Origin of the sequence: Paraburkholderia nemoris (genome assembly GCF_905221015.1) — a bacterium.
Lineage (GTDB): Bacteria > Pseudomonadota > Gammaproteobacteria > Burkholderiales > Burkholderiaceae > Paraburkholderia > Paraburkholderia nemoris.
In genome coordinates this window covers 19,781-46,437 of record NZ_CAJNBO010000031.1, presented here as the reverse complement: position 1 = coordinate 46,437, position 26,657 = coordinate 19,781, and the positions used below count along the sequence as shown (strand labels likewise).

21 protein-coding genes are annotated in these 26,657 nt (G+C 61.7%); 16 read left to right on the top strand and 5 right to left on the bottom strand.

From position 1 onward, the window contains the following. Positions 1 to 741 precede the first annotated feature (741 nt). The 4 genes from KHO33_RS34325 (at position 742) to KHO33_RS34310 (ending at position 4,873) form a co-directional block, all read left to right on the top strand. Complete coding sequence (locus KHO33_RS34325) at positions 742 to 1,920, top strand: quaternary amine ABC transporter ATP-binding protein (protein WP_093644473.1); 1,179 nt, start codon at positions 742 to 744, stop codon at positions 1,918 to 1,920. Next, positions 1,913 to 2,815, top strand: a complete 903-nt coding sequence (gene choW, locus KHO33_RS34320) for a choline ABC transporter permease subunit (protein ID WP_093644471.1) — start codon at positions 1,913 to 1,915, stop codon at positions 2,813 to 2,815. Before KHO33_RS34325 ends, choW begins: the two co-directional genes overlap by 8 nt. 7 nt (positions 2,816 to 2,822) lie before the next feature. Then, a complete protein-coding gene (locus tag KHO33_RS34315) occupies positions 2,823 to 3,824 on the top strand; it encodes a GlxA family transcriptional regulator (protein ID WP_054038684.1) in 1,002 nt (333 codons plus the stop codon). A gap of 113 nt (positions 3,825 to 3,937) precedes the next feature. After that, positions 3,938 to 4,873, top strand: a complete 936-nt coding sequence (locus KHO33_RS34310; RefSeq protein WP_054038686.1) for a choline ABC transporter substrate-binding protein — start codon at positions 3,938 to 3,940, stop codon at positions 4,871 to 4,873. Between the two features lie 98 nt (positions 4,874 to 4,971). Here KHO33_RS34310 and KHO33_RS34305 read toward each other — a convergent pair whose 3' ends face one another. Next, entirely contained in the window at positions 4,972 to 6,054 is a 1,083-nt protein-coding gene (locus KHO33_RS34305) for a GlxA family transcriptional regulator (RefSeq protein WP_200567154.1), read from the bottom strand. A gap of 252 nt (positions 6,055 to 6,306) precedes the next feature. Between KHO33_RS34305 and KHO33_RS34300 the strand changes: the two genes are divergently transcribed. From KHO33_RS34300 to KHO33_RS34270, 7 genes are all read left to right on the top strand, one after another. After that, the gene (locus tag KHO33_RS34300) at positions 6,307 to 7,701 is read left to right on the top strand and encodes an L-serine ammonia-lyase (protein ID WP_154560708.1); all 1,395 of its coding nucleotides are present in this window, start codon (positions 6,307 to 6,309) and stop codon (positions 7,699 to 7,701) included. Positions 7,702 to 7,747: 46 nt separating this feature from the next. Then, positions 7,748 to 8,992, top strand: coding sequence for a sarcosine oxidase subunit beta family protein (locus KHO33_RS34295; protein ID WP_054038698.1), 1,245 nt, complete (start codon positions 7,748 to 7,750; stop codon positions 8,990 to 8,992). A gap of 19 nt (positions 8,993 to 9,011) precedes the next feature. Continuing rightward, positions 9,012 to 9,338, top strand: coding sequence for a sarcosine oxidase subunit delta (locus tag KHO33_RS34290; protein ID WP_054038700.1), 327 nt, complete (start codon positions 9,012 to 9,014; stop codon positions 9,336 to 9,338). Beyond that, on the top strand, positions 9,335 to 12,337 hold the full coding sequence (locus KHO33_RS34285) for a sarcosine oxidase subunit alpha family protein (RefSeq protein ID WP_200567155.1): 3,003 nt from the start codon (positions 9,335 to 9,337) through the stop codon (positions 12,335 to 12,337). Before KHO33_RS34290 ends, KHO33_RS34285 begins: the two co-directional genes overlap by 4 nt. Next, positions 12,327 to 12,983 (top strand): sarcosine oxidase subunit gamma, encoded by a 657-nt coding sequence (locus KHO33_RS34280; protein WP_054038702.1) that lies wholly within the window; start codon positions 12,327 to 12,329, stop codon positions 12,981 to 12,983. The genes KHO33_RS34285 and KHO33_RS34280 overlap by 11 nt, the downstream gene beginning before the upstream one ends. 63 nt (positions 12,984 to 13,046) lie before the next feature. Further along, on the top strand, positions 13,047 to 13,310 hold the full coding sequence (locus KHO33_RS34275) for an SET domain-containing protein (protein WP_054038704.1): 264 nt from the start codon (positions 13,047 to 13,049) through the stop codon (positions 13,308 to 13,310). A 122-nt stretch (positions 13,311 to 13,432) separates the two neighbouring features. Then, positions 13,433 to 14,851 (top strand): MFS transporter, encoded by a 1,419-nt coding sequence (locus tag KHO33_RS34270; RefSeq protein ID WP_200567156.1) that lies wholly within the window; start codon positions 13,433 to 13,435, stop codon positions 14,849 to 14,851. A 125-nt stretch (positions 14,852 to 14,976) separates the two neighbouring features. Here KHO33_RS34270 and betA read toward each other — a convergent pair whose 3' ends face one another. Genes betA through betI form a run of 3 tightly spaced genes read right to left on the bottom strand, consistent with a single transcriptional unit; the run spans position 14,977 to position 18,765 of the window. After that, positions 14,977 to 16,662 (bottom strand): choline dehydrogenase, encoded by a 1,686-nt coding sequence (betA, locus tag KHO33_RS34265; protein WP_200567157.1) that lies wholly within the window; start codon positions 16,660 to 16,662, stop codon positions 14,977 to 14,979. Positions 16,663 to 16,674: 12 nt separating this feature from the next. Next, a complete protein-coding gene (gene betB / locus KHO33_RS34260; RefSeq protein WP_200567158.1) occupies positions 16,675 to 18,144 on the bottom strand; it encodes a betaine-aldehyde dehydrogenase in 1,470 nt (489 codons plus the stop codon). A 33-nt stretch (positions 18,145 to 18,177) separates the two neighbouring features. After that, complete coding sequence (gene betI / locus KHO33_RS34255; RefSeq protein WP_054038750.1) at positions 18,178 to 18,765, bottom strand: transcriptional regulator BetI; 588 nt, start codon at positions 18,763 to 18,765, stop codon at positions 18,178 to 18,180. A gap of 252 nt (positions 18,766 to 19,017) precedes the next feature. Here betI and fdhA point away from each other — a divergent pair, with 252 nt between their 5' ends. Continuing rightward, positions 19,018 to 20,217, top strand: coding sequence for a formaldehyde dehydrogenase, glutathione-independent (fdhA, locus tag KHO33_RS34250; RefSeq protein WP_093644447.1), 1,200 nt, complete (start codon positions 19,018 to 19,020; stop codon positions 20,215 to 20,217). Positions 20,218 to 20,280: 63 nt separating this feature from the next. Here fdhA and KHO33_RS34245 read toward each other — a convergent pair whose 3' ends face one another. Further along, positions 20,281 to 21,276 (bottom strand): GlxA family transcriptional regulator, encoded by a 996-nt coding sequence (locus KHO33_RS34245; protein ID WP_054038708.1) that lies wholly within the window; start codon positions 21,274 to 21,276, stop codon positions 20,281 to 20,283. Positions 21,277 to 21,708: 432 nt separating this feature from the next. Between KHO33_RS34245 and KHO33_RS34240 the strand changes: the two genes are divergently transcribed. From KHO33_RS34240 to KHO33_RS34225, 4 genes are read left to right on the top strand one after another with little or no spacing between them, the layout of a single operon-like run. After that, positions 21,709 to 22,983: a serine hydroxymethyltransferase gene (locus KHO33_RS34240; protein WP_200567159.1), complete on the top strand. Its 1,275-nt coding sequence runs from the start codon at positions 21,709 to 21,711 to the stop codon at positions 22,981 to 22,983. Between the two features lie 18 nt (positions 22,984 to 23,001). Continuing rightward, on the top strand, positions 23,002 to 23,973 hold the full coding sequence (locus KHO33_RS34235; protein ID WP_007177107.1) for a dipeptidase: 972 nt from the start codon (positions 23,002 to 23,004) through the stop codon (positions 23,971 to 23,973). Positions 23,974 to 24,017: 44 nt separating this feature from the next. Next, on the top strand, positions 24,018 to 24,554 hold the full coding sequence (locus KHO33_RS34230) for a DUF5943 domain-containing protein (RefSeq protein ID WP_093644438.1): 537 nt from the start codon (positions 24,018 to 24,020) through the stop codon (positions 24,552 to 24,554). 37 nt (positions 24,555 to 24,591) lie between these two features. Continuing rightward, positions 24,592 to 26,655, top strand: coding sequence for an NADH:flavin oxidoreductase (locus tag KHO33_RS34225; protein ID WP_093644435.1), 2,064 nt, complete (start codon positions 24,592 to 24,594; stop codon positions 26,653 to 26,655). Positions 26,656 to 26,657 lie beyond the last annotated feature (2 nt).

Here is a 26,657-nt window from a genome sequence, read left to right as displayed (position 1 = left end):
AGGGATGCGAGATTGGTAACACGGCGTAACGGCGCGCAGCCTTAAGGTTGCCCTAATGATTTCCGTGCACGATGAACCGGCCAGACCGCCGGTTTTCCTCCACTGCGCGTAACCAGCGGCGCTGTTTTCGGCTCGAACCAGCAATCAATAGCCAGGTCGCGCCGTTTCAAATTTTGCCGAATGGCATCTACGATGGGCGGGGAATCGCGATGGGCTTTTCTGCTGAGGTTTGGGCGCTAGCGCGCCTGTGTTGCATGTACCCCGTGCTGGGCGGCCTTGCGGTCTGGTATTTTTCGCGGGCGGACCGTCTGCTGCAGGTGGTTCGCGCCCGTCATTGAGCTTCGATAACTGATCTTGGCGCCCACGTCGCGGACGCGCAACGACAGTCGCTGAGCGGCGGTGCGCTTGCTGCGTTGCGGCAAAATGCGCCTGCCACGTCGTCCGCATAGTTTTTTTTCCGCCAGACCGCCCTCACTTGCTCTGGCGCGACACGGCCGGTCAACCCCTCCAACACCCCGCAAACCCTTGGCCAGCAAGGCTTCACTCGCCACCAGCCGACGCCCGCGCACGGGCGGTGTCGCATTTCCACATGTGGTTGTCGCAAATAGTCGGCTAGGCGTACTTTTTTCTGGCAACTATGTATGCACAGCGCGGACGGACGTCCGCCACCGCAGCAAAGTCTTGCATGGGACCGGAGTAGGGGCTAATGCGCTAACCCCGGTCGACAACGGAGAGCATTCAATGAATTCCCCCAAGGTCGTGGTCGAAGGGCTGTGCAAGGTGTTCGGCACCAACCCGAAACAGGCGATCGGCATGCTGGCAGGCGGCGCAACCAAAGAAGAAGTCTTCGCGCGCACCGGTCAGATAGTCGGCGTCCACAACGTATCGTTCGAAGTCAAGGAAGGCGAGATCTTCGTGCTGATGGGCCTGTCGGGCTCCGGCAAGTCGACGCTGATTCGCCTGATCAACCGTCTCGTCGAGCCGACCGCCGGCAAGGTGCTGATCGACGGCCGCGACGTGGCCAGCGTGCCGCGCGCGGAATTGACGGCGCTGCGCCGCAAGGACATGAGCATGGTGTTCCAGTCCTTCGCGCTGATGCCACAGCGTACGGTGCTGTCCAACGCCGCGTTCGGGCTGGAAGTGGCGGGCATCGGCAAGAAGGAGCGCGAGAAGCGCGCCATGACCGTGCTCGAGCAGGTCGGCCTCGCGCCGTTCGCGCAAAAGCTGCCGGCCCAGCTATCCGGCGGCATGCAACAACGCGTCGGGCTGGCGCGGGCGCTGGCGGTCAACCCGTCGCTGATGATCATGGACGAGGCGTTCTCCGCACTCGATCCGCTGAAGCGCAAGGAAATGCAGAACGTGCTGCTCGATCTGCAACGCGAGCAGCAGCGCACCATCCTGTTCGTCTCGCACGATCTGGAAGAGGCGATGCGCATCGGCACCCGGATCGCGATCATGGAAGGCGGCAAGGTCGTCCAGGTCGGCACGCCCCAGCAAATCATCACCAATCCCGCCGACGACTACGTGCGCGCGTTCTTCGAAGGCATCGACACCAGCCGCTATCTGACGGCCGGCGACCTGATGCAGACGGACGCCGTGCCGCTCATGCAGCATTCGCCGCAGATCGACGCCTCGAGCGTGGCCGCGACGCTCAACGGCAGCGCCGAATACGCGTTCGTACTCGACAGCGAGCGCAAGTTCCGCGGCTTCGTGTGCCGCGATGCGATGGGCAGCGCGTCGCCGCAGCTCAATCACATCGAGTGCATCCGCCGCACCACGCCGCTGGACGACGTCGTCGAGCGCGTGGTGGCGAGCCGTGCGCCGCTGCCGGTCGTCGAAGCGGACGGCTCCTACTGCGGTTCGGTCAACAAGACGAACGTGCTGAACGTTCTCACGCGCCATCGAGGTTCCCATGTCTGAAGTCATTCCACTTGGCGCCTGGGTCGATCACGGCGTTCACTACCTGCTCGACCACGACGCTAAAACCTTCGACTCGATCGGCAAGGTCATCGAGAGTTTTGCCGCGCTGATCGAGCACGGCCTGCAAGCGGTACCGATGTGGGCGCTGATGGCGTTTTTCGTCGGTGTCGGTTTGTGGCGGGTGGGCTGGCGTTTCGCGCTGTTCACCTTGCTGGCGATGCTGCTGATCTACGGCACCGGCTTCTGGGATCAGATGGTGATCACGCTCGGTCTCACGCTGTCGTCGACCTTGATCAGTCTGCTGCTCGGCGTGCCGCTCGGCATCTGGACCGCGAAGAGCCGCACCGTCGAAATGATGGTGCGTCCCGTGCTCGATCTGATGCAGACCATGCCCGCGTTCGTCTACCTGATTCCGGCGGCGATGCTGTTCGGTCTCGGCCGCGTGCCGGGGATTCTTTCCACGGTGATCTTCGCGATGCCGCCTGCGGTGCGTCTCACGTCGCTCGGCATCAAGCATGTGAATCGCGAAATCGTCGAAGCAGGGCAGGCGTTCGGCTGCACGCCCTTGCAATTGCTCTACAAGGTGCAGTTTCCGAATGCGCTGCCGTCGATCATGACCGGCGTGAACCAGACCATCATGATGGCGCTCTCGATGGTGATCATCGCCTCGATGGTCGGCGCGGGCGGTCTCGGCAACGACGTGCTGGCGAGTATTCAACGGCTCGATATCGGCCTGGGTTTTGAAAGCGGCCTCTCGGTGGTGATGCTGGCGATCATTCTCGACCGCATCACGGAAAGCTTCGGCCGCTCGCCGGGTACGGCGCGGGCGCCTCTGTTGTCGGGCTTGCGCAGCGTCATGAAGGTGCGCCGGGCGCCGGCGGCCCAGCACGGCTGAGCCGCCTATGAAGCGCGACGCGATCTCTCCAGTTGTTGAGGCCCCATCCGATTCGCCGCTGTCCGGGCTCGCGCACTTCGGTTTTCTGACGTTGCCGAACTTTTCGATGATCGCGTTCACAAGCGCGGTCGAGGTGCTGCGCATGGCCAACTACGTGGGCCGCGCGCAGCACTACACATGGTCGGTGATTACGCCGGACGGCGAGCCGGCGCGAGCGAGTAACGGCATCACCGTGAAGCCGACCACGACGCTGGCCGAAGCGGGCATGCCGGATGTACTGATCGTCTGCGCCGGCTGGCATGTGCGCGACTACGTGGACGAGACGATCATCGCGTTGCTGCAAGACGTTGCGTCGAAGGGTATTCCGCTTGGAGGCATTTGTACGGGACCGTATGCGCTGCTGGCTGCCAATCTGCTCGACGGTTATCGCTGTACCGTGCATTGGGAAGACATGTCGCCTTTGCACAAGAGTTACCCGCACGTGCGTTTTGCTGATGAACTGTTCGTGATCGACCGTGACCGGATGACCTGCACCGGCGGCACCGCGCCACTCGATCTGATGCTGAACCTGGTGGGCATGCGCCTCGGCCATGCAGTCGCGGCGCAAGTATCCGAGCAGTTCATCGTCGAGCGGATTCGTGGTTCGACGGATTATCAGCATATTCCCGTCGATGCGCGGGTCGGCTTCTCGCGGGCGGAATTGATCGAAGTCGTGCGCTTGATGGAAGCGAATATCGAAGAGCCGTTGTCGCTCGATGAGCTCGCGCGGCTCGTGCATCTGTCGCAACGTCATTTGCAGCGGATGTTCAAGATGTTTCTGAGCGTGTCGCCGACGCACTATTACCTGACGCTGCGTTTGCGTCGTGCGCGTGAACTGCTGCGCAATACGGATGCGTCGATTGCGCGAGTAACGGCTGTATGCGGCTTTCATTCGCCGTGTCATTTCAGTAAGGCCTATCGCGCGCAGTTCGGTCACGCACCGAGTGTGGAGCGACGCTTGTCGGCGTAAAAGAGTCTGCGTAAGTGAGTTGACGTCAATGAAGTCGACGCAAGAAGTCGCACTTTGAAAATCCGATTCGATTATTAAAACCAGTAAAGCATCAATCACCCAAAGGGATCGCCATGAAACGTTTGTGGGCTGCGTCGTTGTGCGCGCTGTCGATGTCATCTGTCCTTGCCGCGGAACCTGCCACCTGCCGGGACGTCCGGTTCGCCGATGTCGGCTGGACCGATATCGCGGCAACGACCGGTCTCGCTTCGACCGTGCTTGAAGGGCTCGGCTACAAGCCGACCAAAACCATCGCTTCGGTGCCGATCACCTTTGCGGGTGTGAAGAGCAAGCAGATCGACGTGTTCCTCGGCTACTGGTCGCCGACCATGGACCCGATGATCGATCCGTTCAAGAAGGCCGGCCAGCTCACCGTGCTGCCTACGCCGAACCTGACGGGCGCGAAATACACGCTGGCCGTGCCGGACTACGCGTATCAGGCTGGCATCAAAACCTTCGCGGACATTGCGAAGAACTACGACAAGCTCGACGGCAAAATCTATGGCATCGAGCCGGGTAACGACGGCAATGCGCTGATCAAGAAGATGATCGACAGCAACCAGTACGGCCTCGGCAAGTTCAAGCTGGTGGAGTCGAGCGAGGCGGGCATGCTGGTCGAAGTGAATCGCGCGGTTCGGGACAAGAAGCCGATCGTGTTCCTCGGTTGGGAACCGCATCCGATGAACGTGCAGATGAAGATCGACTATCTGTCCGGCGGTGACGACGTGTTCGGCCCGAACTACGGCGAAGCCAAAGTGCTGACGGTCACGCCGAGCGATTACTCGACGCGTTGCCCGAACGTCGCGAAGCTCGTGTCGAACCTGCAGTTCACGACGGATATCGAAAACCACGTGATGCTGCCGATCATGAACAAGACGGATCCGAACAAAGCGGCAAAGGACTGGCTGAAAGCGAATCCGGCTGTGCTCGACAAGTGGCTTGCCGGCGTGAAGACCTTTGACGGGAAGGATGGGTTGCCGGCGGTGAAGGCTTATGTTGCGGGGAAGTGAAGGTTGAGAGTCGAGCGTTTGGGTTTAGCTTTCGCGCCGCTCCGGCGGCGCGAAAGCGGGACTGAAAAACCCGGACAACAAATCAACAAATACCGCCCTCAAATCGCCTGAGCCCGCCCCGGAAAGGTTTCGTCATAGCCCGAGCCGTCATCCACTTCAGCCGCCGTACCGCGTTGCTCGCGGTACATCATCGGCGGCAAACCGAATTGCTTGCGGAACTCTCGGCCCAGATGCGAGGCATCGGAAAAGCCGCAACTCGACGCGATGTCCGCCACCGTTTTATCCGAACTCGTCAGCAGCCAGGCGGCAGTGCGCAAACGCACCTGCTTCGCATAGGCCTGCGGCGCCTTGCCGGTTTGCGCCTTGAAGAGCCTTTCGAGCTGACGCGGCGACAGATCGAGTTTGCGCGCCAGTTCATCGAGCGATAACGATCGCCCCACATGCTGTTCCATCAGCAGAATCGCGCGCTTCACCTTCGGATGCGCGGCAGGCGCCAACCCCGGCGGATGCGGCTGCGGCGCATTGCCCTTCTGCATATCGTCCACCAGCAGAATCCGCAACGCCTTCTGCACCGTGGCCGTTTCGAAGTGACGCAGCAGAATCGCGGCCGCCACGTCGATCGATGCCCGCCCACCGGAACACGTAATGCGCCGGCGATCGATCACAAATAGCCGATCCGCCACCAGCGCCTCCTCATTGACCGACGGAAAGCGCTCGATGAAATCCCAGTAGTGAAACCAGCTTACGCAGATGCGGTGGCCTTCCAGCACGCCAGCACGCATCAGCGAGAACACGCCGGTGCACATGCCGACGAGCGTCGCATCGGTGGCGGCGGCGCGACGGATGAAGGCCAGCGTCGCATCGTTCGCAGCCGGCCCCGAATGCAGCAGGCCACCCACCACCACGACGTAATCGAAGGGCTCGGCGTTGTCGAACGTTTCCCACGGCGTGATCTGGATCCCGCAACTGGCACGCACCGGAGCGAGGGTTTCCCCTATCACGCTCCACGAGCAGCGCACGGGCTTGCTGAAGTCGCCTTCGTCCGCGGACAGGCGCAACAGGTCGACGAAACCCGAGAACGCCGTCAGCGTGAAGTTCGGCAGCAGGATGATGCCGAAGCGGATGCGTTGCTTCGAGGTGCCGTCGATCGATTGAAGCGGAAGCGGTTCAGCGGAATTCATGCATGCAGCCAGCAAGGGAAAGAGGTTGAAACAAGCATAGCACCGGGGACAGGGACGCTTAAGCGGCTCATGTCGCAAATGCGTCAGAAGTCATCGCAAATCCGCCGCAGCGCTTGGCCGGCGGCCTGCTTGACGCCACTATCCCACTGTCATGCCGTTTTTATTCTATCGGTCCAATTTGACGTGCGGTGCAATAGGGGCTAGTTCAAGCCAAACCCGGCACCCTAAGTATCGCAACGTATAAGGCACGCCATGAACGTCAGCGTCTTCGATCTGTTCAAGATCGGCATCGGTCCCTCCAGCTCGCACACCGTCGGGCCGATGATTGCTGCGTGCCGCTTCGCCTCGCATATCGAAGACGCCAATCTGCTGAGCTTCGTGCGGCGCGTCAAGGTCGAGCTGTTCGGCTCGCTCGGCGCGACCGGGAAAGGGCATGGCACGGACAAGGCGGTGCTGCTCGGCCTCGAAGGCAATTTGCCCGATCTGATCGACCCGGACGTGATCGAACCGCGCCTGCAGGCGATTCGCGAAACGAAGCAGCTGGTGCTGCTCGGCAAGCATCCGGTCAAATTCGACGAGCGCGAACAACTCGGCTTCTTTCGCAAGCTAATGCCGGGCGCGCCCGGTTCGAGCATCGTGCATCCGAACGGCATGCGTTTTCAGGCCTTCGACGAGAACGGCCAGTTGCTGGTGGAGAAGGAGTATTACTCGATCGGCGGCGGCTTTGTGATCAACCGCGAAGGTGATCGCGTCAATGGCCTGCGTGCTGGGGCGGAAGTGCCGTTCCCGTTTCGCACCGGCGACGATCTGATGCGTGTATGCCGCGAAACCGGTTTGTCGATCGCCGAGGTTACGCTGCGCAACGAATGCGCGTCGCGCACCGAACAGGAAGTGCGCGAAGGGCTGCTGACGATCTGGCGCGTCATGTCCGCCTGCGTCGAGCGTGGCTGCAAGGTGCGTGGCGAGTTGCCGGGCCCGATGCACGTGAAGCGCCGTGCGGCCGACCTGTGCGCGCAGTTGCGTTTCCGTTCGGAAGAATCGCTGCGCGATCCACTGTCGATGCTCGACTGGGTCAACCTCTACGCGATGGCCGTGAACGAAGAAAACGCGGCGGGCGGGCGCGTCGTCACGGCGCCGACCAACGGCGCGGCCGGCGTGATTCCGGCGGTGCTGCATTACTACGTGAAGTTCATGCATGCGTCGAATGACGAGGGCATCGTCACCTTCCTGCTGACGGCCGCGGCGATCGGCATCATCTACAAGGAAACCGCTTCGATCTCCGGCGCCGAAGTGGGCTGCCAGGGCGAGGTGGGCGTTGCGTGTTCGATGGCCGCCGCGGCGCTCGCTGCCGTGATGGGCGGTACGCCGACGCAAGTCGAAAACGCCGCCGAGATCGGCATGGAACACAACCTCGGCATGACCTGCGACCCGGTTGGCGGGCTCGTGCAGATTCCCTGCATCGAACGCAATGCGATGGGCGCGATCAAGGCGCTCAACGCGGCGCGCATGGCGATGAAAGGCGACGGCCAGCACTACGTGTCGCTCGACAACGTGATCAAGACGATGCGCGAAACCGGCGCGGACATGAAGACCAAATACAAGGAGACGTCGCGCGGTGGACTCGCCGTGAACGTCATCGAGTGTTGAACAAGTTGAGAATCAAAGAGTAACAACAGGACCCAAAGGACCAACAATGAGCCGCTATTCGATATTCAGCCTGTTGCGCAACGGGATGTCGTATCACGAGAACTGGGAGCGTCAGTGGAAGAGCCCGGAGCCTAAGCGTGAATACGACGTCGTGATCGTCGGCGGCGGCGGGCATGGCCTCGCCACTGCCTATTACCTCGCGAAGGAGCATGGCGTGCGCAATATCGCCGTGCTGGAGAAAGGCTGGATTGGCGGCGGCAATACCGCGCGCAATACGACGATCGTGCGTTCGAATTACCTGTGGGACGAATCGGCCGCGCTCTACGAAAAGGCGATGAAGCTGTGGGAAGGTCTGTCGCAAGACCTTAACTACAACGTGATGTTCAGCCAGCGCGGCGTGATGAACCTCGCGCACACCTTGCAGGACGTGCGCGACACCGAGCGCCGCGTGAATGCAAACCGGCTGAACGGCGTGGATGCCGAATTCCTCACGCCGGAGCAGATCAAGGAAATCGAGCCGACCATCAATCTGAACAGCCGCTATCCGGTGCTCGGGGCGTCGATTCAACGCCGCGGCGGTGTGGCCCGCCACGATGCGGTGGCGTGGGGCTTCGCACGCGGCGCGGATCAGCATGGTGTCGATATCGTGCAGAACTGCCAGGTCACGGGGATTCGCCGCGACGGCAGCCAGGTGGTTGGCGTGGATACCACCAAGGGTTTCATCAAGGCGAAGAAGGTTGCGGTGGTCGCGGCGGGTAACACCTCGTCGCTCGCTGATATGGCGGGTATCCGTTTGCCTCTGGAGAGCCATCCTTTGCAGGCGTTGGTCTCGGAGCCGATCAAACCGGTCGTCAATACGGTGGTGATGTCGAACGCGGTGCACGCGTACATCAGCCAGTCCGACAAGGGCGACCTGGTGATTGGCGCGGGCGTCGATCAGTACACGGGCTTCGGTCAGCGCGGCAGCTTCCAGATCATCGAAGGCACGCTCGAAGCGATCGTTGAAATGTTCCCGGTGTTTTCGCGCGTGCGGATGAACCGCCAGTGGGGCGGCATCGTGGATGTATCGCCGGATGCGTGCCCGATTATCAGCAAGACCGACGTGAAGGGGCTTTATTTCAATTGCGGCTGGGGTACGGGTGGCTTCAAGGCAACGCCCGGGTCCGGGTGGGCTTATGCACACACGATCGCGAAGGACGAGCCGCATCCGCTGAACGCGCCGTTTTCGTTGGATCGGTTCTATACCGGCCATCTGATCGACGAGCACGGCGCTGCCGCTGTTGCCCACTAACGCACATTAGGAAAACCAGATGCTGCTGATCGAATGCCCTTGGTGCGGGCCACGCGCCGAAACCGAATTTTCCTGCGGCGGCGAAGCGGATATTGCGCGTCCGCTCGACACCGACAAACTCACCGACAAGGAATGGGGCGACTACCTGTTCATGCGCAAGAATTCGCGCGGCGTGCATCGCGAGCAATGGATGCACGCGCAAGGATGCCGCCGCTGGTTCAAGGCTCAGCGCGACACCGTGAGCTACGAGATTCAGGGCTACGAGACGTTCGAACGTCCGCTGCTTGCGATGGACAGCAACGAGGCTAACGCACAAGACAAGGCACACGAGGGCAAGGCACCATGAGCCAGAAAGACCGACTCCCCAGCGGTGGGCGCATCAACCGCGCGATCGTACTGAACTTCACGTTCAACGGGCGCAAGTTTCAGGGCTATCAGGGCGACACGCTCGCGTCCGCGCTGCTCGCGAACGGTGAGCACTTCGTGGCGCGCAGCTGGAAGTACCACCGGCCGCGCGGCATCGTGACGGCGGGGGTGGAAGAGCCGAATGCGGTCGTGCAGCTCGAAACCGGCGCGTACACGGTGCCGAACGCACGTGCGACCGAAGTGGAGTTGTATCAGGGACTCGTCGCGACCAGCGTGAACGCGCAGCCGAGCATCGAAAAAGACCGCATGGCGATCAATCAGAAGTTCGCACGCTTCATTCCGGCGGGCTTCTATTACAAGACCTTCATGTGGCCGCGCAAGTTCTGGCCGAAATATGAGGAAGTGATTCGCGATGCAGCTGGTCTCGGCAAGGCGCCCGAGCAAACCGATGCGGACCGTTACGACAAGTGCTTTGCGCATTGCGACGTGCTGGTGGTCGGCGGTGGCCCGACGGGGCTGGCGGCCGCGCATGCAGCAGCATTGTCTGGCGCACGCGTCACGCTGATCGACGATCAGCTGGAACTCGGCGGCTCGCTGCTGTCGTGCCGCGCGGAGATCGACGGCAAACCGGCGCTGCAATGGGTCCACAAGATCGAAGACGAGTTGCGGCAGATGCCGGACGTGACGATCCTGTGCCGCAGCACCGCATTCGGTTACCAGGACCATAACCTCATCACTGTCACGCAGCGGCTCACCGAGCATCTGCCGGTGTCGCAGAGAAAGGGTACGCGCGAACTGATGTGGAAGATCCGCGCGAAACGCGTGATTCTCGCAACAGGCGCGCATGAGCGGCCGATCGTATTCGGCAACAACGATCTGCCGGGCGTGATGCTGGCCTCGGCTGTGTCCACCTATCTGCATCGCTACGCGGTGCTGCCGGGCCGCAATGCCGTCGTGTTCACGAATAACGACGACGGTTATCAATGTGCGCTCGATCTGAAAACGGCCGGTGCCCTGGTGACGGTAATCGATCCGCGCGCGGGCGAATCGAAGGGCACGCTGCCCGCGCTCGCTCGGCGCTATGGCGTCAAGGTGATGAACGGTGTGGCTGTGACAGCGGCGCACGGCAAGCTGCGGGTTGCCTCGGTCGAAGTCGCGTCGTATTCGAACGGACAGGTCGGTGCGAAGCAGGGCGAACTGCCCTGCGATCTGCTCGCGATGTCCGGTGGCTGGAGCCCGGTGCTGCACCTATTCGCGCAATCGGGCGGCAAGGCGCACTGGCATGACGACAAGGCGTGCTTCGTGCCGGGCAAGGCGATGCAGGCGGAGACGAGCGTTGGTGCGTGTGCCGGCGATTTCACGCTGGGACAAGGGATTCGCTTCGCGGTCGATGCCGGTGTCGAGGCTGCGCGTGCGGCGGGTCACATCGTTGCGCGGCCGAATCCCGTGCACGTCGCCGAGGTTAGCGAAACGAAGATGCAGCCGCTGTGGCTGGTCGGCGGCCGCGAACTGGCGACGCGCGGGCCGAAGCAGTTCGTCGACTTCCAGAACGACGTGTCGGCAGCCGATATTTTTCTCGCGGCGCGCGAAGGTTTCGAATCGGTCGAGCACGTGAAGCGGTATACGGCGATGGGCTTCGGCACCGATCAGGGCAAGCTTGGCAACATCAACGGCATGGCGATTCTCGCGCAGGCGCTCGGCAAAACGATTCCCGAAACAGGCACGACAACGTTCCGTCCGAACTACACGCCGGTTACGTTCGGCACGTTTGCGGGCCGCGAGCTGGGTGAGTTTCTTGATCCGGTGCGCAAGACCGCCGTGCACGAATGGCACGTGGAAAACGGTGCGGCGTTCGAGGACGTGGGCAACTGGAAGCGCCCTTGGTACTTCGCAAAGGCCGGCGAGGACATGCATGCCGCAGTGGCGCGCGAGTCGCTCGCGGTGCGCACGAGCGTCGGCATTCTCGATGCTTCGACGCTCGGCAAGATCGACATTCAAGGCCCCGATGCGGCGAAGCTGCTGAACTGGGTCTATACGAATCCGTGGAGTAAGCTGGAAGTCGGCAAGTGCCGCTACGGCCTGATGCTCGACGAAAACGGCATGATCTTCGACGACGGCGTGACGGTGCGTCTCGCCGACCAGCACTACATGATGACGACCACCACGGGCGGCGCGGCACGCGTGCTGACGTGGCTCGAACGCTGGCTGCAAACCGAGTGGCCGGACATGCGCGTGCGGCTCGCTTCCGTAACGGATCATTGGGCGACGTTTGCCGTGGTGGGTCCGAACAGCCGCAAGGTCCTGCAGAAGGTTTGCCACGACATCGATTTTGCGAACGCGGCGTTCCCGTTCATGAGCTATCGCGAAGGCACCGTGGCGGGTGCGGCATCGCGCGTGATGCGGATCAGCTTCTCGGGCGAACTGGCTTATGAAGTGAACGTCCCCGCGAACGTCGGCCGCGCGGTGTGGGAGGCGCTGATGGCCGCGGGTGCGGAATTCGACATCACGCCGTATGGCACGGAAACCATGCACGTGCTGCGTGCTGAGAAGGGCTACATCATCGTCGGGCAGGACACGGATGGGTCCATGACGCCGTACGACCTCGGCATGGGCGGGCTGGTCGCGAAGTCGAAAGACTTTCTCGGCAAGCGTTCATTGACGCGCTCGGATACGGCGAAGGCGGGGCGTAAGCAACTGGTCGGGCTGCTCGCGGACGATCCGTCGTTCGTGATCCCTGAAGGCTCACAGATCGTCGCGGGTCCGTTCCAGGGCGATACCGCACCGATGCTCGGCCACGTCACGTCGAGCTATTACAGTCCGATCCTGAAGCGTTCGATTGCCATGGCGGTAGTGAAGGGCGGTCTCGACAAGATCGGCGAAACAGTCACAATTCCGCTCGCGAGCGGCAGACAGATTGCGGCCAAGGTCACCAGCTCGGTGTTCTACGACAGCGAAGGAGCACGTCAACATGTGGAATGAAACAAGAGGGACGGTGTCGGCGGTGGATCGCGCTGTCGGCCAGCAAACGGGCGTGTGGCAGGAGTCGCCGCTGGTGGGCGCGGATGCGCTGCTGAAGAAGCATCAGGCGACGGTGTCGGCGGCGTTCCGTTTGAGCGAGCGGCCGTTCCTGGAACTGGTGAACGTGCGTGGCGACACGCGCGACGCGGCGTTCGTGAGCGCGGTGGAAAGCGTGATCGGCTGCCGGCCGCCTGAGAAGGCGAACACTATTGCGCACGGCAATGGCTACGACATGCTGTGGCTCGGCCCCGACGAGTGGCTGGTGCGCTCGGCCATGGCGCACGACGCGACGCGTACCGCACCGTTGCAGGCAAAGCTTGGTGCAGCATTTGTGGGCGTGTTCGCGTCGGCGGTGGATATCGGAAGCGGCTATACGATGCTCGAAATTAGCGGCACGCGTACGCGTGAGGTGCTGGCGCGCGGTTGTCCGCTCGATCTGCATCCGAAACTGTTCGGCGAAGGGCAGTGCGCGCAGAGTCATTACTTCAAAGCGTCGATGACGTTGTTGCCCACCGGCGCGGACAGCTTCGATATCGTCGTGCGCCGCAGCTTTGCGGACTACTTTGTCAAAATCATGCTCGATGCGGCCGAGCCGCTGATGTCGTGAAGCGCGGCGAGCGGTGTTTGGCTTATCAAGCACCGCTCGCGGCTCTCCCGACCGCCGACTGACATGACGTCGACACGTCTAGCCACCGCGCGTCTCACCGAACGCGCGTGCCAACAGGGCGATGCCCATGCCGCGCTCGAGCTGCTCGATCAGAGCATCGTATTGCGGCACCGGCGCATCGCATTGATCCGCTATCTCCTTGCACAGCAGTTGGGCGCACCGCTGCAATCGCGGCATCACGAATACGTTGAGAAGATCGCCGCTCGCTTGAGTGCGGATGCGCTTGCGCGGATTGCCGGCGCTGCGCGTGCGCGGTTGCGGCCCTAACGACGCCCTCGTTCCATCCCAATGACGTATTTCTTCTATGTGGCCGATTTATGTCGGCGTCTACTGAATACGCACTGATCGGAACGTCCACGCGGCAGCCGCCGCATCAACGAGGGCATGACATGTCTACCGTTTTTCAGCCTCGCGCGAGCGCAGCCGCCAGACTCGAACGACTGCCGTTCTCCGGATATCACCGGACCATTTTCATCATCATCGCGATCGCGTTCTTTTTCGACTCGGTCGATCTCGGCACGATGACCTTCGTGCTCGGTTCGATCAGGAGCGAATTCCATCTGTCGAGCGCGACGGCGGGGTTGGTCGCGAGCGCGAGCTTCTTCGGTATGGTGATCGGCGCGGCCGTCGCAGGCTTACTGGCCGATCGCTTCGGACGCCGCCCCGTGTTTCAGTGGAGCATGGTGCTGTGGGGGCTCGCGTCGTATCTGTGCTCTACCGCGCAGAGCGTCGAAGCGCTGATTTTCTATCGCGTGCTGCTTGGTATTGGCATGGGCATGGAGTTTCCCATTGCTCAGACGCTTTTGTCCGAGTTTGTGCCTGCCAAGTCACGCGGACGGCTGATCGCGTTGATGGATGGTTTCTGGCCGCTCGGGTTTATCACGGCAGGCGTGGTGTCGTATTTTGTGTTGCCGGCGTTTGGGTGGCGCATGGAGTTTGCGCTTCTGGCGATTCCCGCCGTGTTCGTGCTGATCGTGCGTCGCGTTGTGCCGGAATCGCCGCGTTGGCTGGAGCATCGCGGACGCCTCGCCGAGGCGGACAAGATCCTCGCCGAGGTCGAAGTGAAGGTGATGAAAGCGGCTGGACTGAGCCAGTTGCGCGCACCGGTGATGTTGCAGGAACCGCCGGCAGCGAAGGGCACGAGTGCATTCCGCGAGATCTGGAGCGTAGCCTACCGGCGCCGCACGATCATGGTGTGGACGTTGTGGTTCTTTGCATTGCTCGGCTTTTACGGGCTGACGTCGTGGCTCGGCGCTTTGATGCAGCAAGCGGGTTTCGCTGTGACGAAGTCGGTGCTGTATACGGTACTGATTTCGCTCGGCGGGATTCCGGGTTTTATCTGCGCTGCGTGGCTGGTCGAACGCTGGGGACGTAAGCCAACCTGTATCGCGTCGCTGACCGGCAGCGCGGTGATGGCCTATGTCTACGGGCAAACCGCGCTACACGCGCAAACGCCGACGCTGCTGATCTGCGCCGGACTTGCGATGCAGTTTTTTATGTTTGCAATGTGGGCGGTGCTTTACACCTATACGCCTGAGCTTTACGGCACGGGAGCACGGGCTACGGGGTCAGGATTTGCATCGGCGATTGGCCGTGTGGGTTCCTTGATTGGTCCTTACGTGGTCGGCGTGGTGCTGCCGATGTTCGGGCAAGGCGGCGTGTTTTCGCTTGGCGCGATGTGTTTTGTGATCGCGGCCGCGGCAGTATGGATCATGGGGATCGAGACGCGTGGACTGGCGTTGGAGACCTTGGTGTCGGAGGCGGTTGAGCCGGACGCGCAGGGGGTGTTGAGTCCTGCGCGAGAGTGACGCTTACCGAGTGTCCTGTCTCGTCTGAGAATAACCGCTTACCCTCTGAGCCAACACGAAAAAAGCCGCGAAATGTTCGCGGCTTTTTTACTTCTGGTGGGGGCGATGGTCGGTGTCGACGCGGATTAGACTGCCGCTACTTCACGCTTCCGCGAAACCGCTCCATTCGCCACGAAGTACGGCGTCCCCACCCGCGCCAGCGCCTCCCGCCCTCGAATCCGATCAGCGATCTTCTCCGCGAGCATGATCGTCGGCGCGTTCAGATTGCCGGTTGTGATCTGCGGCATGATCGACGCATCGACGACGCGTAGCGCATCAAGCCCATGCACGCGTCCCTCGCCGTCCACCACAGCCATATCGTCATAACCCATCTTGCACGAGCACGACGGATGAAACGCGGTCTCCGCACGCATGCGAACGAAAGCATCGAGTTGCTCATCGGTGGTCAACTCCGCGCCCGGATTCAACTCACGCCCGCGATAACGATCCAAAGCCGGCTGCCGCATGATCTCGCGCGTAATACGGATCCCGTCACGGAATTCGCGCCAGTCGAGCGGATCGGCCATGTAATTGAACAGGATGCTCGGATGCGCGGCAGGGTCGCGTGACGTGAGCTTCACGCGTCCACGGCTTGGCGAGCGCATCGAGCCGACATGCGCCTGGAAACCGTGCATCTTGATCGCGTTGGAACCGTTGTAGTTGATCGCGACGGGCAGGAAGTGATACTGGATGTTCGGCCACAGGTCCTCATCGCGGGTACGGATGAAGCCGCCCGCTTCGAACTGATTGCTCGCACCAATACCCGTGCCGTTAAACATCCATTCAAGTCCAATGGCAGGTTGATTCCACCATTGCAACGCGGGATACAGCGAAACTGGCTCCTTGCATTCGTACTGGATGTACATCTCCAGATGGTCCTGCAGATTTTCGCCGACACCCGGCAGATCGTGCACGAGCGGCACGTCGAGTTCGCGCAGCCACGTCGAACGGCCCACGCCTGAGCGTTGCAACAATTGCGGCGAGGCAATCGCGCCACTGCACACCAGCACTTCGCGGCGAGCATGCGCAGTTTCGGCACTACCGTGATGCAGATACGTGACGCCTATCGCACGCTTGCCGAGGAACAGCACGCGATCGGTCATGGCGTGCGTCACGATGGTCAGATTCGGACGCTTCTTCGCACGATCCAGATAGCCGCGCGCGGTGCTGGCGCGTCGGCCGTTCGCCGTGACCGTGCGATCCATTGGGCCGAAGCCTTCCTGCTGATAGCCGTTGAGGTCGTCAGTACGCGGAAAACCCGCTTGCACGCCGGCCTCGACCATTGCCGCGAACAGGGGATTGTTGCCGGGCTTGCTCGTCGTCACGTGGACCGGGCCGTCGCCGCCGTGATAGGCGTTCGCGCCGACATCACGTGTTTCGGCTTTGCGGAAGTACGGCAGGCAATCCAGATAGGTCCAGTTTTCCAGTCCAGAGCGTGTTGCCCAACCGTCGTAGTCGAGCGCATTGCCGCGGATATAGCACATGCCGTTGATCAGCGACGAACCGCCGAGCCCTTTGCCGCGCCCGCACTCCATGCGTCGGTTGTTCATATGCGGCTCGGGGTCGGTCTCGTACGCCCAGTTGTAGCGCCGACCTTGCAACGGATAGGCGAGGGCCGCGGGCATCTGCGTGCGGAAATCGAAACGGTAGTCGGGGCCGCCTGCTTCGAGGAGCAGCACGGTCACGTCCGCGTCTTCGGTCAGGCGCGAGGCGAGCACGTTGCCCGCTGAACCCGCGCCGACGATGATGTAGTCGTATTCGTTCGAAGCCATCGCCAACTCTCCTTAGAACACCGGTTGATACGGGCCGAGTTCGACCTGCACGGACTTGATGCGCGTGTAGTGTTCGAGCGTGGTGATGCCGTTCTCACGGCCGACGCCCGATTGCTTGTAGCCGCCCACCGGCATTTCCGCGGGCGACTCGCCCCAGGTGTTGATCCAGCAGATACCCGCTTCGAGCCGATGAATCACGCGATGCGCACGCGCCAGGTTCTCGGTGACAACACCCGCAGCAAGACCGAAAGCGGTGTTATTGGCGCGCGAGATCGCTTCGTCTTCGTCGTCGAAAACGAGGATGCTCATCACCGGGCCGAAGATTTCTTCGCGCACGATGCGCATGTTGTCATGGCAGCCGGTGAAAACCGTCGGCTCGACGTACTGGCCGTTGCCGAAGTGGCCTTCCGTCAGCCGTTTGCCGCCTGCGAGGAGCCGCGCGCCGTCCTGCACGCCGCTTTCGATGTAGCCAAGCACTTTCTGCAATTGCGCGGCGCTGACCAGCGGACCGAAGTTGGTGTCGGCGTCCGTGGGCGCGCCGACGCGAATCCGTTTTACGCGTTCCAGCACCAGCGCTTCGAACCGTTCCAGCACGTTACGCTGCACGAATACACGTGTGCCGTTCGTGCAGACCTGGCCGGAGCTGAAGAAGTTGGCGCTCATCGCGATGTCGGCGGCGCGTTCGAGGTTGGCGTCGTCGAATACGAGCAGGGGGGACTTGCCGCCCAGTTCCATCGTCACTTCCTTCAGCGACGAAGCGCCCGCCAGCGACATCACCTTCTTGCCAGTTTCAACGCCGCCAGTGAATGAAATCTTTTCGATGTCCGGATGCGCGGCGAGCATCGCCCCGACGCGTCCGTCGCCTTGCACGACGTTGAACACACCTGCCGGTACACCGGCTTTGGTATAAATCTCGGCGAGTTTCAGTGCAGACAGCGGCGTGATTTCGCTTGGCTTGAAGATCATCGCGTTGCCGGCTGCCAGCGCGGGCGCCGATTTCCAGCATGCGATCTGGATCGGGTAATTCCATGCGCCGATACCTGCGCACACACCTAGCGGTTCACGCCGCGTATAAACAAACGAAGAGGGCCGCAACGGAATCTGCTGACCTTCAATCGCGGTAGCAAGCCCTGCGTAGTACTCGATCACGTCCGCGCCGGTGACGATATCGACCGCCCGAGTCTCCGCAATCGCCTTGCCGGTGTCGCGCGTTTCGAGCGCGGCGAGTTCGTCATTGCGTTCACGCAGGATCTCGACTGCGCGGCGCAGGATGCGCGAGCGCTGCATCGCCGTGAGCGCTGCCCACTCGCGTTGACCGTCGCGTGCGGATTGCACCGCGCGATCCACGTCCGCCGCTGAGGCCTGTTGCACGGCGGCGAGCGTTTCGCCCGTGGCGGGGTCGAGCGTGTCGAAGGTCTCGCCACTGGTCGCGTCGACATAGGTGCCGCCTATATAGAGACGTTGCGTTTCGAATACCGCCATGACTTGCTCCTTTTTTCGGAAATGTTCGCTGGTCTAGTTACGTGCTTCCAGCACCAGATCGATGTATTCGTTTGCCACGCGCAGTGCAGCCTTGGTATCAAACGGCTCACCGGACAAAGCGCCACGCAGCCATAGCCCGTCGATCAACGCCGCGAGGCCGCTCGCCGCACGGCGCGCCGCCGGACGCGGCAACGCTTTGGAAAAATCCGCGCACAGGTTCGAGTTCAGGCGCCGCGTGTTTACGTATTGCAGCCGCCGCAATTGCGGCTTGTGCATGCTCTCGGACCAGAACGCGAGCCACGTTTTCATGACGGGGCCGCTGGTCTGCTCGGCGTCGAAATTTGCCGCGACGACTGCGCGAAGCTTCGAACGAGGATCGGCCTTCGCCGCGCGTCGCCGTCTTGACGTGGCTTGCCACAGATCGCGCAGCACGTGGCGCATGGTGGCTTCGAGCAAACCGTCCTTGTCGCCAAAATAGTGGCTGACGATGCCGGTGGAAATGCTCGCGCGCTGCGCGACCGAAGCGAGCGTCGCACCGGCGAGACCAGTCTGGTCGATGGTCAGCAGCGTTGCGTCGATCAGCTGGGCGCGGCGGATTTCGCGCATTCCAAGTTTGGGCATAGGGCTGGAGGCGGCGGGCGCAGGCCAGCCGCCCAAGTGTTCGATGGGGAATACTAGTTTTTTTATATTGAACGGTCAATCAATAAAAACCGGGTTGCATCAGCATGGGCGTGGGTTGCGTCCGGCGTGTCGGTTCCTGCCAAACCGGTGTCGTGTTCGGTACATGTCCTTTGTTTCAGCGGGCGCTACGCTCGTTGAACGGCGCGTCACGTAGAGTCAGACGCGCCGCTCACGAGACATGGAGACAGACAAATGAGCAGCAATCGCGGCGTCGTGTATCTAGGGCAGGGCAAGGTGGAAGTGCAGTCGATCGACTTTCCGAAGATGGTCGATCCGCGTGGCCGGTCAATCGGCCACGGCGTGATCCTGAAGGTGGTAAGCACGAATATTTGCGGCTCCGATCAGCACATGGTGCGTGGCCGCACGACCGCCGAGGTCGGCCTGGTACTCGGCCACGAGATTACCGGCGAGGTGATCGAGGTGGGCCGTGATGTTGAAACGTTGAAGGTTGGTGACCTGGTGTCGGTACCGTTCAACGTCGCTTGCGGACGCTGTCCGACCTGCAAGGCGCAGCACACCGGCGTGTGTTTGAATGTGAATCCGTCGCGGGCGGGCGGCGCTTATGGCTACGTCGACATGGGTGGCTGGATCGGCGGCCAGGCCGAGTACGTGCTGGTGCCGTACGCTGACTTCAATCTGCTGAAATTCCCCGATTACGCGCAGGCGATGTCGAAAATCCGCGACCTGACGTGTCTGTCCGACATTCTGCCGACCGGCTATCACGGAGCGGTGATGGCAGGCGTGAAGCCGGGCGCTACCGTTTATATTGCGGGCGCTGGGCCGGTGGGGATGGCGGCGGCTGCTTCAGCACGCTTGCTGGGCGCGGCCTGCACGATCGTCGGCGATATGAATGAGGCCCGTCTCGCGCATGCTCGCAAGATGGGTTTCCAGACCATCGACCTGTCGAAGGACGCGACGCTCGGCGAGCAGATCGAACAGATTCTCGGCAAGCCCGAAGTGGATTGCGCGGTGGACTGCGTCGGTTTCGAGGCGCACGGTCACGGCAGCAGCGGCTCTCATGAGGAAGCGCCGGCCACGGTACTCAATTCGCTGATGGAAATCACGCGTGCCGCGGGCGCGATCGGCATTCCGGGTCTGTATGTGACGGACGATCCGGGCGCCACCGATGCCGCTGCCCGCAAAGGCAGCCTGAGCATCCGCTTCGGCCTCGGCTGGGCCAAGTCGCACTCGTTCCACACGGGGCAGACGCCGGTGATGAAGTACAACCACAATCTGATGCAGGCGATCCTGTGGGACCGGTTGCCGATTGCGGATATCGTGAACGTGACGGTTGTCTCGCTCGACCAGGCCCCGGACGGTTACCGGCAGTTCGATGGCGGCGCGCCGAAGAAGTTTGTGATCGACCCGCACGGGTTGCTGAAAGCGGCTTGACGGCGCGAAAAGGGACCGCATTCGCGGTCCCTTCAATCACCTTCTATCAGCGAGGTATTCGACTCAAGCCGCCAGCACCGGCACTGAGGCCAGCGACGGCGCCTGCTTGCGCCGTTCACGCGTCGGCGCGGTGCCGAACGCGTCGCGGTAGCTCTTCGAGAAGTGGCAAGCCGACTGGAAGCCGCAAGCCATCGTGATGTGCATGATCGACATATCGGTCTGCAGCAGCAACTCGCGGGCGCGCCGCAAGCGCAGCGTCAGATAGTAATGCGTGGGCGTCATCCCCAGATGCTCGCGGAACAGGCGCTGTAACTGCCGTTGCGACATACCGGCGAGCCGCGCGAGTTCTTCGCGCGAAAGCGGCTCTTCGATGTTGTTCTCCATCAGCGAGATCACTTCGAAGAGAGACTTATTGGCCGAACCGAGCCGCGCCACCAGCGGCATTTTCTGTTGTGCGCTGTTATCGCGCACATGTTCGACGATGAACTGCTCCGCGATCTGCGTGACGCGCGCTGTACCGACCCGCGGCGTGATCAGGTTGAGCATCATGTCGAGCGGCGCCACGCCACCCGTGCACGTAACGCGATCGCGATCGATCACGAACAGTTCTTTCAGAAAACGCGTGTCGGGAAACTCTTCCTTGAGCGCCGACATGTTCTCCCAGTGAATCGCGCACGCATAACCGGCCAGCAAGCCGGCACGCGCCAGCGCATAGGTGCCGGTGCACAGGCTGCCGAGCACGCTGCCCATGCGGGCGAATCGGCGCAGCGCGACGAGATGGGCAGGGGTGGTGGCGCGCTGCACGTCGATGCCGCCGACCACGAACACGATATCCGGCTGACCGACACACTCGACCGGACCCGTATCGACCGAGAGGCCGTTGCTCGCCGTCACCGGGCCGCCTTCGGGGCTCACGATCGACCAGCGGTAAAGCGTTTGTCCAGTCAGGTAGTTCGCCATGCGGAGAACTTCGATCGCGTTGGTGAACGCGATCATCGTGAAGTTCGGCACCGGCATGAATGCAAAGTGCGACAACGACGCCGTGCGATCGGTGGACATGGGGGAAATGATTCCTTCGAATCTGTAATATCGCGTCGCCGTGGGGAGCAGCGACTCCTGCAATTTTGAGTACTAGCGCAACTAACGTGCCATCAGGCTAAACCCTCGGTTGCGCATCAATACAGTCGGATCGCTAAACGAACGGCACCAGAACGGAGCTACTTGAGCCCACACGCGCACCCGAACTGCGCACAACGATCAGCTGCAGTGCAGCAAAAGCGCGAACCGCTAACGATCGTTCGAAACCTGCCATCGCGACTTGTCGAAAAAGGTCGCTCATGGCGGAAAAGGCAAAGAACGCGTCTGAATTCGTAAATTGGCGCGCGGGGCGAGAGTCAAGAATAGACCCAATGCAGACCGGTGGCAGCAGGGCTTCACAGCCCGATCAGCAACCCGCTTCCGGTCCTTCGCCAACCACCCCACGGACCTTCCATGTCGAACCCGAATCCTTTCTTCGAAGAATCGCTGGCCACGCGTGACGCGGCGGTGCGCGGCGCCATTTTGAAAGAGCTGGAGCGCCAGCAGTCGCAAGTTGAGTTGATCGCGTCGGAAAACATCGTGTCGCGCGCGGTGCTCGAAGCGCAAGGCTCGGTGCTGACCAACAAGTACGCGGAAGGATATCCGGGCAAGCGCTATTACGGCGGGTGTGAATACGCCGACGTGATCGAAACGCTGGCGCTCGATCGCATCAAGCAGATTTTCAACGCGAAGTTCGCCAACGTGCAGCCGCATTCCGGCGCGCAGGCCAACGGCGCGGTGATGCTCGCGCTGGTGAAGCCGGGCGACACGGTGCTCGGCATGTCGCTCGACGCGGGCGGGCACCTGACCCACGGCGCCAAGCCGGCGATGTCGGGTAAGTGGTTCAACGCGGTCCAATACGGCGTGAATCGCCACACGATGCTGATCGATTACGAGCAGATCGAAGAACTCGCGCAGCAGCACAAACCGGCGCTGCTGATCGCCGGCTTCTCGGCTTATCCGCGTGCGTTGGACTTCGCACGGCTGCGCGCAATCGCCGATGGCGTGGGCGCGAAGCTGATGGTGGATATGGCACACATCGCCGGCATTATCGCGGCCGGGCGTCATCAGAATCCGGTCGAGCACGCGCACGTCGTCACATCGACCACGCACAAGACGTTGCGCGGTCCGCGCGGCGGCTTTGTACTGACGAATGACGAAGACATCGCCAAGAAGATCAACTCCGCCGTGTTCCCGGGCTTGCAGGGCGGCCCGCTGATTCATGTGATCGCCGGCAAGGCCGTTGCCTTCGGCGAGGCGCTGCAACCGGGTTTCAAAACCTACATCGATAACGTGCTCGCGAATGCGCAGGCACTCGGCGAAGTGCTGAAAGCCGGTGGCGTCGATCTGGTTACGGGCGGCACGGATAACCATCTGCTGCTGGTCGATCTGCGTCCAAAGGGCCTCAAAGGCAATCAGGTCGAGCAGGCACTGGAACGCGCAGGCATCACCTGCAATAAGAACGGCATTCCTTTCGACACCGAGAAGCCGACGGTCACCTCCGGCGTTCGCCTCGGCACGCCGGCTGGCACCACGCGCGGCTTCGGCGTGAGTGAGTTCCGCGAAGTCGGGCGGCTGATCGTCGAGGTACTCGATGCGCTGCGTGATCACCCGGAAGGCCATGCCGCAACCGAACAACGCGTGCGCCGCGAGATTTTCGCGCTGTGCGAACGCTTTCCCATCTACTAAGTACGCCTGGAGCAAACGATGAGCACTCTGCACGACAACAGCATCATCATCGACGGTCTGAACATTTCGAAGTTCGAGCGCTCGGTGTTCGAAGACATGCGCAAGGGCGGCGTAACCGCGGTGAACTGCACGGTGTCGGTCTGGGAAAGCTTCCAGAAGACCGTCGACAACATCGCTGAAATGAAGCAGCAGATCCGCGAATACGGCGAGATCCTGACGCTTGTGCGCACCACCGACGACATCCTGCGCGCGAAGAAAGAGAACAAGACCGGCATCATTTTCGGCTTCCAGAACGCGCATGCGTTCGAAGACAACCTCGGCTATATCGAGGCCTTCAAGGACCTCGGCGTGAACGTGGTCCAGCTTTGCTACAACACGCAGAATCTGGTCGGCACGGGCTGCTATGAGCGTGACGGCGGCCTGTCGGGCTATGGCCGTGAAGTGATTCAGGAGATGAATCGCGTTGGCATCATGGTCGATCTTTCGCATGTGGGCGGCAAGACGTCGTCCGAAGCGATCGCGGCCTCGAACAAGCCGGTGTGCTACTCGCATTGCTGCCCGTCGGGGCTGAAAGAGCATCCGCGCAACAAGAGCGATGAGCAACTGAAAGAGATCGCTGACGCGGGTGGTTTCGTGGGCGTGACGATGTTCGCGCCGTTCTTGAAGCGTGGCCCGGACGCGACCGTCGAAGACTATATCGAAGCGATCGAATACGTGGTGAATCTGATCGGTGAAGACCAGGTTGGCATTGGCACGGACTTCACGCAAGGCTATAGCACCGAGTTCTTCGACTGGATCACGCACGACAAGGGCCGTTATCGCCAACTGACGAACTTCGGCAAGGTGGTGAATCCGGAAGGCATTCGCACGATCGGCGAGTTTCCGAACCTGACGGCCGCGATGGAACGCGCCGGCTGGAGCGAGACGCGCATCAAGAAGATCATGGGTGAAAACTGGGTACGCGTGTTCGGCGAAGTCTGGAAAGTCTGATTTGCCATTCACCGAACCTGAACCTAAAAAAACGGAGCCCCCACATGCAACCCCAACTGCCTATCGACGTCGATCCGAACACCGGCGTCTGGACCACCGACGCGCTGCCGATGCTCTACGTGCCGCGTCACTTCTTCACGAACAATCACACGGCCGTTGAGGAAGCGCTCGGCATCGACACGTATGCCGAGATTCTCTACAAAGCCGGCTACAAGTCCGCGTATTTCTGGTGCGACAAGGAAGCGAAGCAGCACGGTATTGCCGGCATGGCGGTGTTCGAGCATTACCTGAACCGCCTGTCGCAACGCGGTTGGGGCCTCTTCACGATTACGGAAGCCGATCCGTCGAGCTCGCATGCCCGCATTGAATTGCACCACTCGTCGTTCGTGCTCGCGCAACCGGGCAAGGAAGGCAAGCTTTGCTACATGTTCGCCGGCTGGTTCGCGGGCGCGATGGACTGGGTCAACGACACCGCGCCGGATGGACAGCGCAAGGGTCCGCCGTCCCATTCGAAGGAAGCGCGCTGCGCGGCAGAAGGCCACGATCACTGCGTGTTCGAAGTGTCGCCGCTCGCGTCGTAAAAACGCACAAAGCCTATCCATTCCGAGGTCGATCGCGATGCGTTACCCGAACCTTTTCAAGCCTCTCACGCTGAACAAGCTGACGTTGCGTAACCGCATCGTCAGCACCGCGCACGCCGAGGTGTATGCGGAACCGGGTGGTCTGCCCGGCGACCGTTATATCCGTTACTACGAAGAGAAGGCCAAGGGCGGCGTCGGCCTCGCCGTGTGCGGCGGCTCGAGCCCTGTGTCGATCGACAGCCCGCAAGGCTGGTGGAAGTCGGTGAATCTCTCGACCGACAAGATCATCGATCCACTCGCGCGGCTCGCTGAAGCGATGCATCAGCACGGTGCAAAGATCATGATTCAGGCCACGCACATGGGGCGCCGCTCGGCGTTTCATGGCGAGCATTGGCCGCATCTGATGTCGCCGTCGGGCGTGCGTGAGCCGGTGCACCGCGGCAATGCGAAGATCATCGAAGTGGAAGAGATTCGCCGCATCATCACGGACTTTGCCGCGGCTGCCAAGCGCGTGAAGGATGCCGGCATGGACGGCATCGAAATCTCGGCGGCTCACCAGCATCTGATCGATCAGTTCTGGAGCCCGCGCACGAATTTCCGCACCGACGAATGGGGCGGTTCGCTCGAGAACCGTCTGCGCTTCGGCACGGAAGTGTTGAAGGCCGTGCGCGAAGCGGTAGGCGCGGATTTCTGCGTCGGTTTGCGCATGTGTGGCGATGAATTCCATGAAGACGGTCTCGACCACGAACAGTTGAAAGAGATCGCCCAGGCGATGAGCGAAACCGGCCTGATCGATTATCTCGGCGTGATCGGTTCCGGCGCGGATACGCACAACACGCTGGCGAACTGCATGCCGCCGATGGCGCTGCCGCCCGAACCGTTCGTGCATCTCGCGGCCGGAATCAAGTCGGTGGTGAAGCTGCCGGTGATGCATGCGCAAAGCATTCGCGATGCGGGCCAGGCGGAACGTCTGCTCGCGAGCGGCATGGTCGATCTGGTCGGTATGACGCGTGCGCAGATTGCCGATCCGCATATGGTCATCAAAATCCGCGACGGTCGCGAGGACGAAATCAAGCAATGCGTCGGCGCGAACTATTGCATCGACCGCCAGTACAACGGCCTGGACGTGCTGTGCGTGCAGAACGCCGCGACATCGCGTGAAGAAACCATGCCGCACGTGATCGCGAAGACACGTGGGCCGAAGCGCAAGGTGGTCGTGGTCGGTGCGGGTCCCGCTGGACTGGAAGCGGCGCGTGTGGCGAAGTCGCGCGGTCATGACGTGGTGCTGTTCGAGAAGAACGACTACGTCGGCGGTCAGATCATGCTGGCCGCGAAAGCGCCGCAGCGCGAGCAGATGGCAGGCATCGTGCGTTGGTTCGATATGGAAACGAAACGCCTCGGCGTCGATCGGCGTCTTGGCGTTGCGGCTGACGAAAAGACCATCATGGCCGAGAAGCCGGACATCGTCGTGCTGGCCACGGGCGGTTCGTCGTTCACGTCGCAAGTCGCGGCGTGGGGCGTCGAAGAAGGACTCGCGGTCAGTTCATGGGATGTGTTGTCGGGCAAGGTCGAACCAGGCAAGAACGTGCTGGTGTATGACGGCGTCAGTACGCATGCCGGCGCGGGCGTCGCGGATTTCATGTCGAGCCGCGGCTCGAACGTCGAGATCGTCACGCCGGACGTGAAGGTGGCCGACGACGTCGGCGGCACCACGTTCCCGATTTTCTATCGACGCCTCTATGCGCAAGGCGTGATTCACACGCCGAACTACTGGCTCGACAAGGTGTACGAGGAAGACGGCAAGAAGATCGCCGTGATCCGCAACGAGTACACGGAAGAGCAGGAAGAACGCGCGGTCGATCAGGTGGTGATCGAGAACGGCAGCACGCCGAACGACCAGCTCTACTGGACGCTCAAGCCCGAGTCGGTGAATCGCGGCCAGGTGGACGTGCACAAGCTCTTTGCGTCCGAGCCGCAACCGTCGCTCAGCGAAGAACTCGGTAACGGCCGCTTCCTGCTGTTCCGCGTCGGCGACTGCATTTCCATGCACAACATTCACGGCGCGATCTATGACGCGCTGCGCCTTTGCAAGGATTTCTGACG

Coding starts and splice junctions, on each gene's coding strand:
- KHO33_RS34325 (WP_093644473.1), top strand. CDS start 742: ATGAATTCCCCCAAGGTCGTGGTCGAAGGGCTGTGCAAGGTGTTCGGC.
- choW (WP_093644471.1), top strand. CDS start 1,913: ATGTCTGAAGTCATTCCACTTGGCGCCTGGGTCGATCACGGCGTTCAC.
- KHO33_RS34315 (WP_054038684.1), top strand. CDS start 2,823: ATGAAGCGCGACGCGATCTCTCCAGTTGTTGAGGCCCCATCCGATTCG.
- KHO33_RS34310 (WP_054038686.1), top strand. CDS start 3,938: ATGAAACGTTTGTGGGCTGCGTCGTTGTGCGCGCTGTCGATGTCATCT.
- KHO33_RS34305 (WP_200567154.1), bottom strand. CDS start 6,054: ATGAATTCCGCTGAACCGCTTCCGCTTCAATCGATCGACGGCACCTCG.
- KHO33_RS34300 (WP_154560708.1), top strand. CDS start 6,307: ATGAACGTCAGCGTCTTCGATCTGTTCAAGATCGGCATCGGTCCCTCC.
- KHO33_RS34295 (WP_054038698.1), top strand. CDS start 7,748: ATGAGCCGCTATTCGATATTCAGCCTGTTGCGCAACGGGATGTCGTAT.
- KHO33_RS34290 (WP_054038700.1), top strand. CDS start 9,012: ATGCTGCTGATCGAATGCCCTTGGTGCGGGCCACGCGCCGAAACCGAA.
- KHO33_RS34285 (WP_200567155.1), top strand. CDS start 9,335: ATGAGCCAGAAAGACCGACTCCCCAGCGGTGGGCGCATCAACCGCGCG.
- KHO33_RS34280 (WP_054038702.1), top strand. CDS start 12,327: ATGTGGAATGAAACAAGAGGGACGGTGTCGGCGGTGGATCGCGCTGTC.
- KHO33_RS34275 (WP_054038704.1), top strand. CDS start 13,047: ATGACGTCGACACGTCTAGCCACCGCGCGTCTCACCGAACGCGCGTGC.
- KHO33_RS34270 (WP_200567156.1), top strand. CDS start 13,433: ATGTCTACCGTTTTTCAGCCTCGCGCGAGCGCAGCCGCCAGACTCGAA.
- betA (WP_200567157.1), bottom strand. CDS start 16,662: ATGGCTTCGAACGAATACGACTACATCATCGTCGGCGCGGGTTCAGCG.
- betB (WP_200567158.1), bottom strand. CDS start 18,144: ATGGCGGTATTCGAAACGCAACGTCTCTATATAGGCGGCACCTATGTC.
- betI (WP_054038750.1), bottom strand. CDS start 18,765: ATGCCCAAACTTGGAATGCGCGAAATCCGCCGCGCCCAGCTGATCGAC.
- fdhA (WP_093644447.1), top strand. CDS start 19,018: ATGAGCAGCAATCGCGGCGTCGTGTATCTAGGGCAGGGCAAGGTGGAA.
- KHO33_RS34245 (WP_054038708.1), bottom strand. CDS start 21,276: ATGTCCACCGATCGCACGGCGTCGTTGTCGCACTTTGCATTCATGCCG.
- KHO33_RS34240 (WP_200567159.1), top strand. CDS start 21,709: ATGTCGAACCCGAATCCTTTCTTCGAAGAATCGCTGGCCACGCGTGAC.
- KHO33_RS34235 (WP_007177107.1), top strand. CDS start 23,002: ATGAGCACTCTGCACGACAACAGCATCATCATCGACGGTCTGAACATT.
- KHO33_RS34230 (WP_093644438.1), top strand. CDS start 24,018: ATGCAACCCCAACTGCCTATCGACGTCGATCCGAACACCGGCGTCTGG.
- KHO33_RS34225 (WP_093644435.1), top strand. CDS start 24,592: ATGCGTTACCCGAACCTTTTCAAGCCTCTCACGCTGAACAAGCTGACG.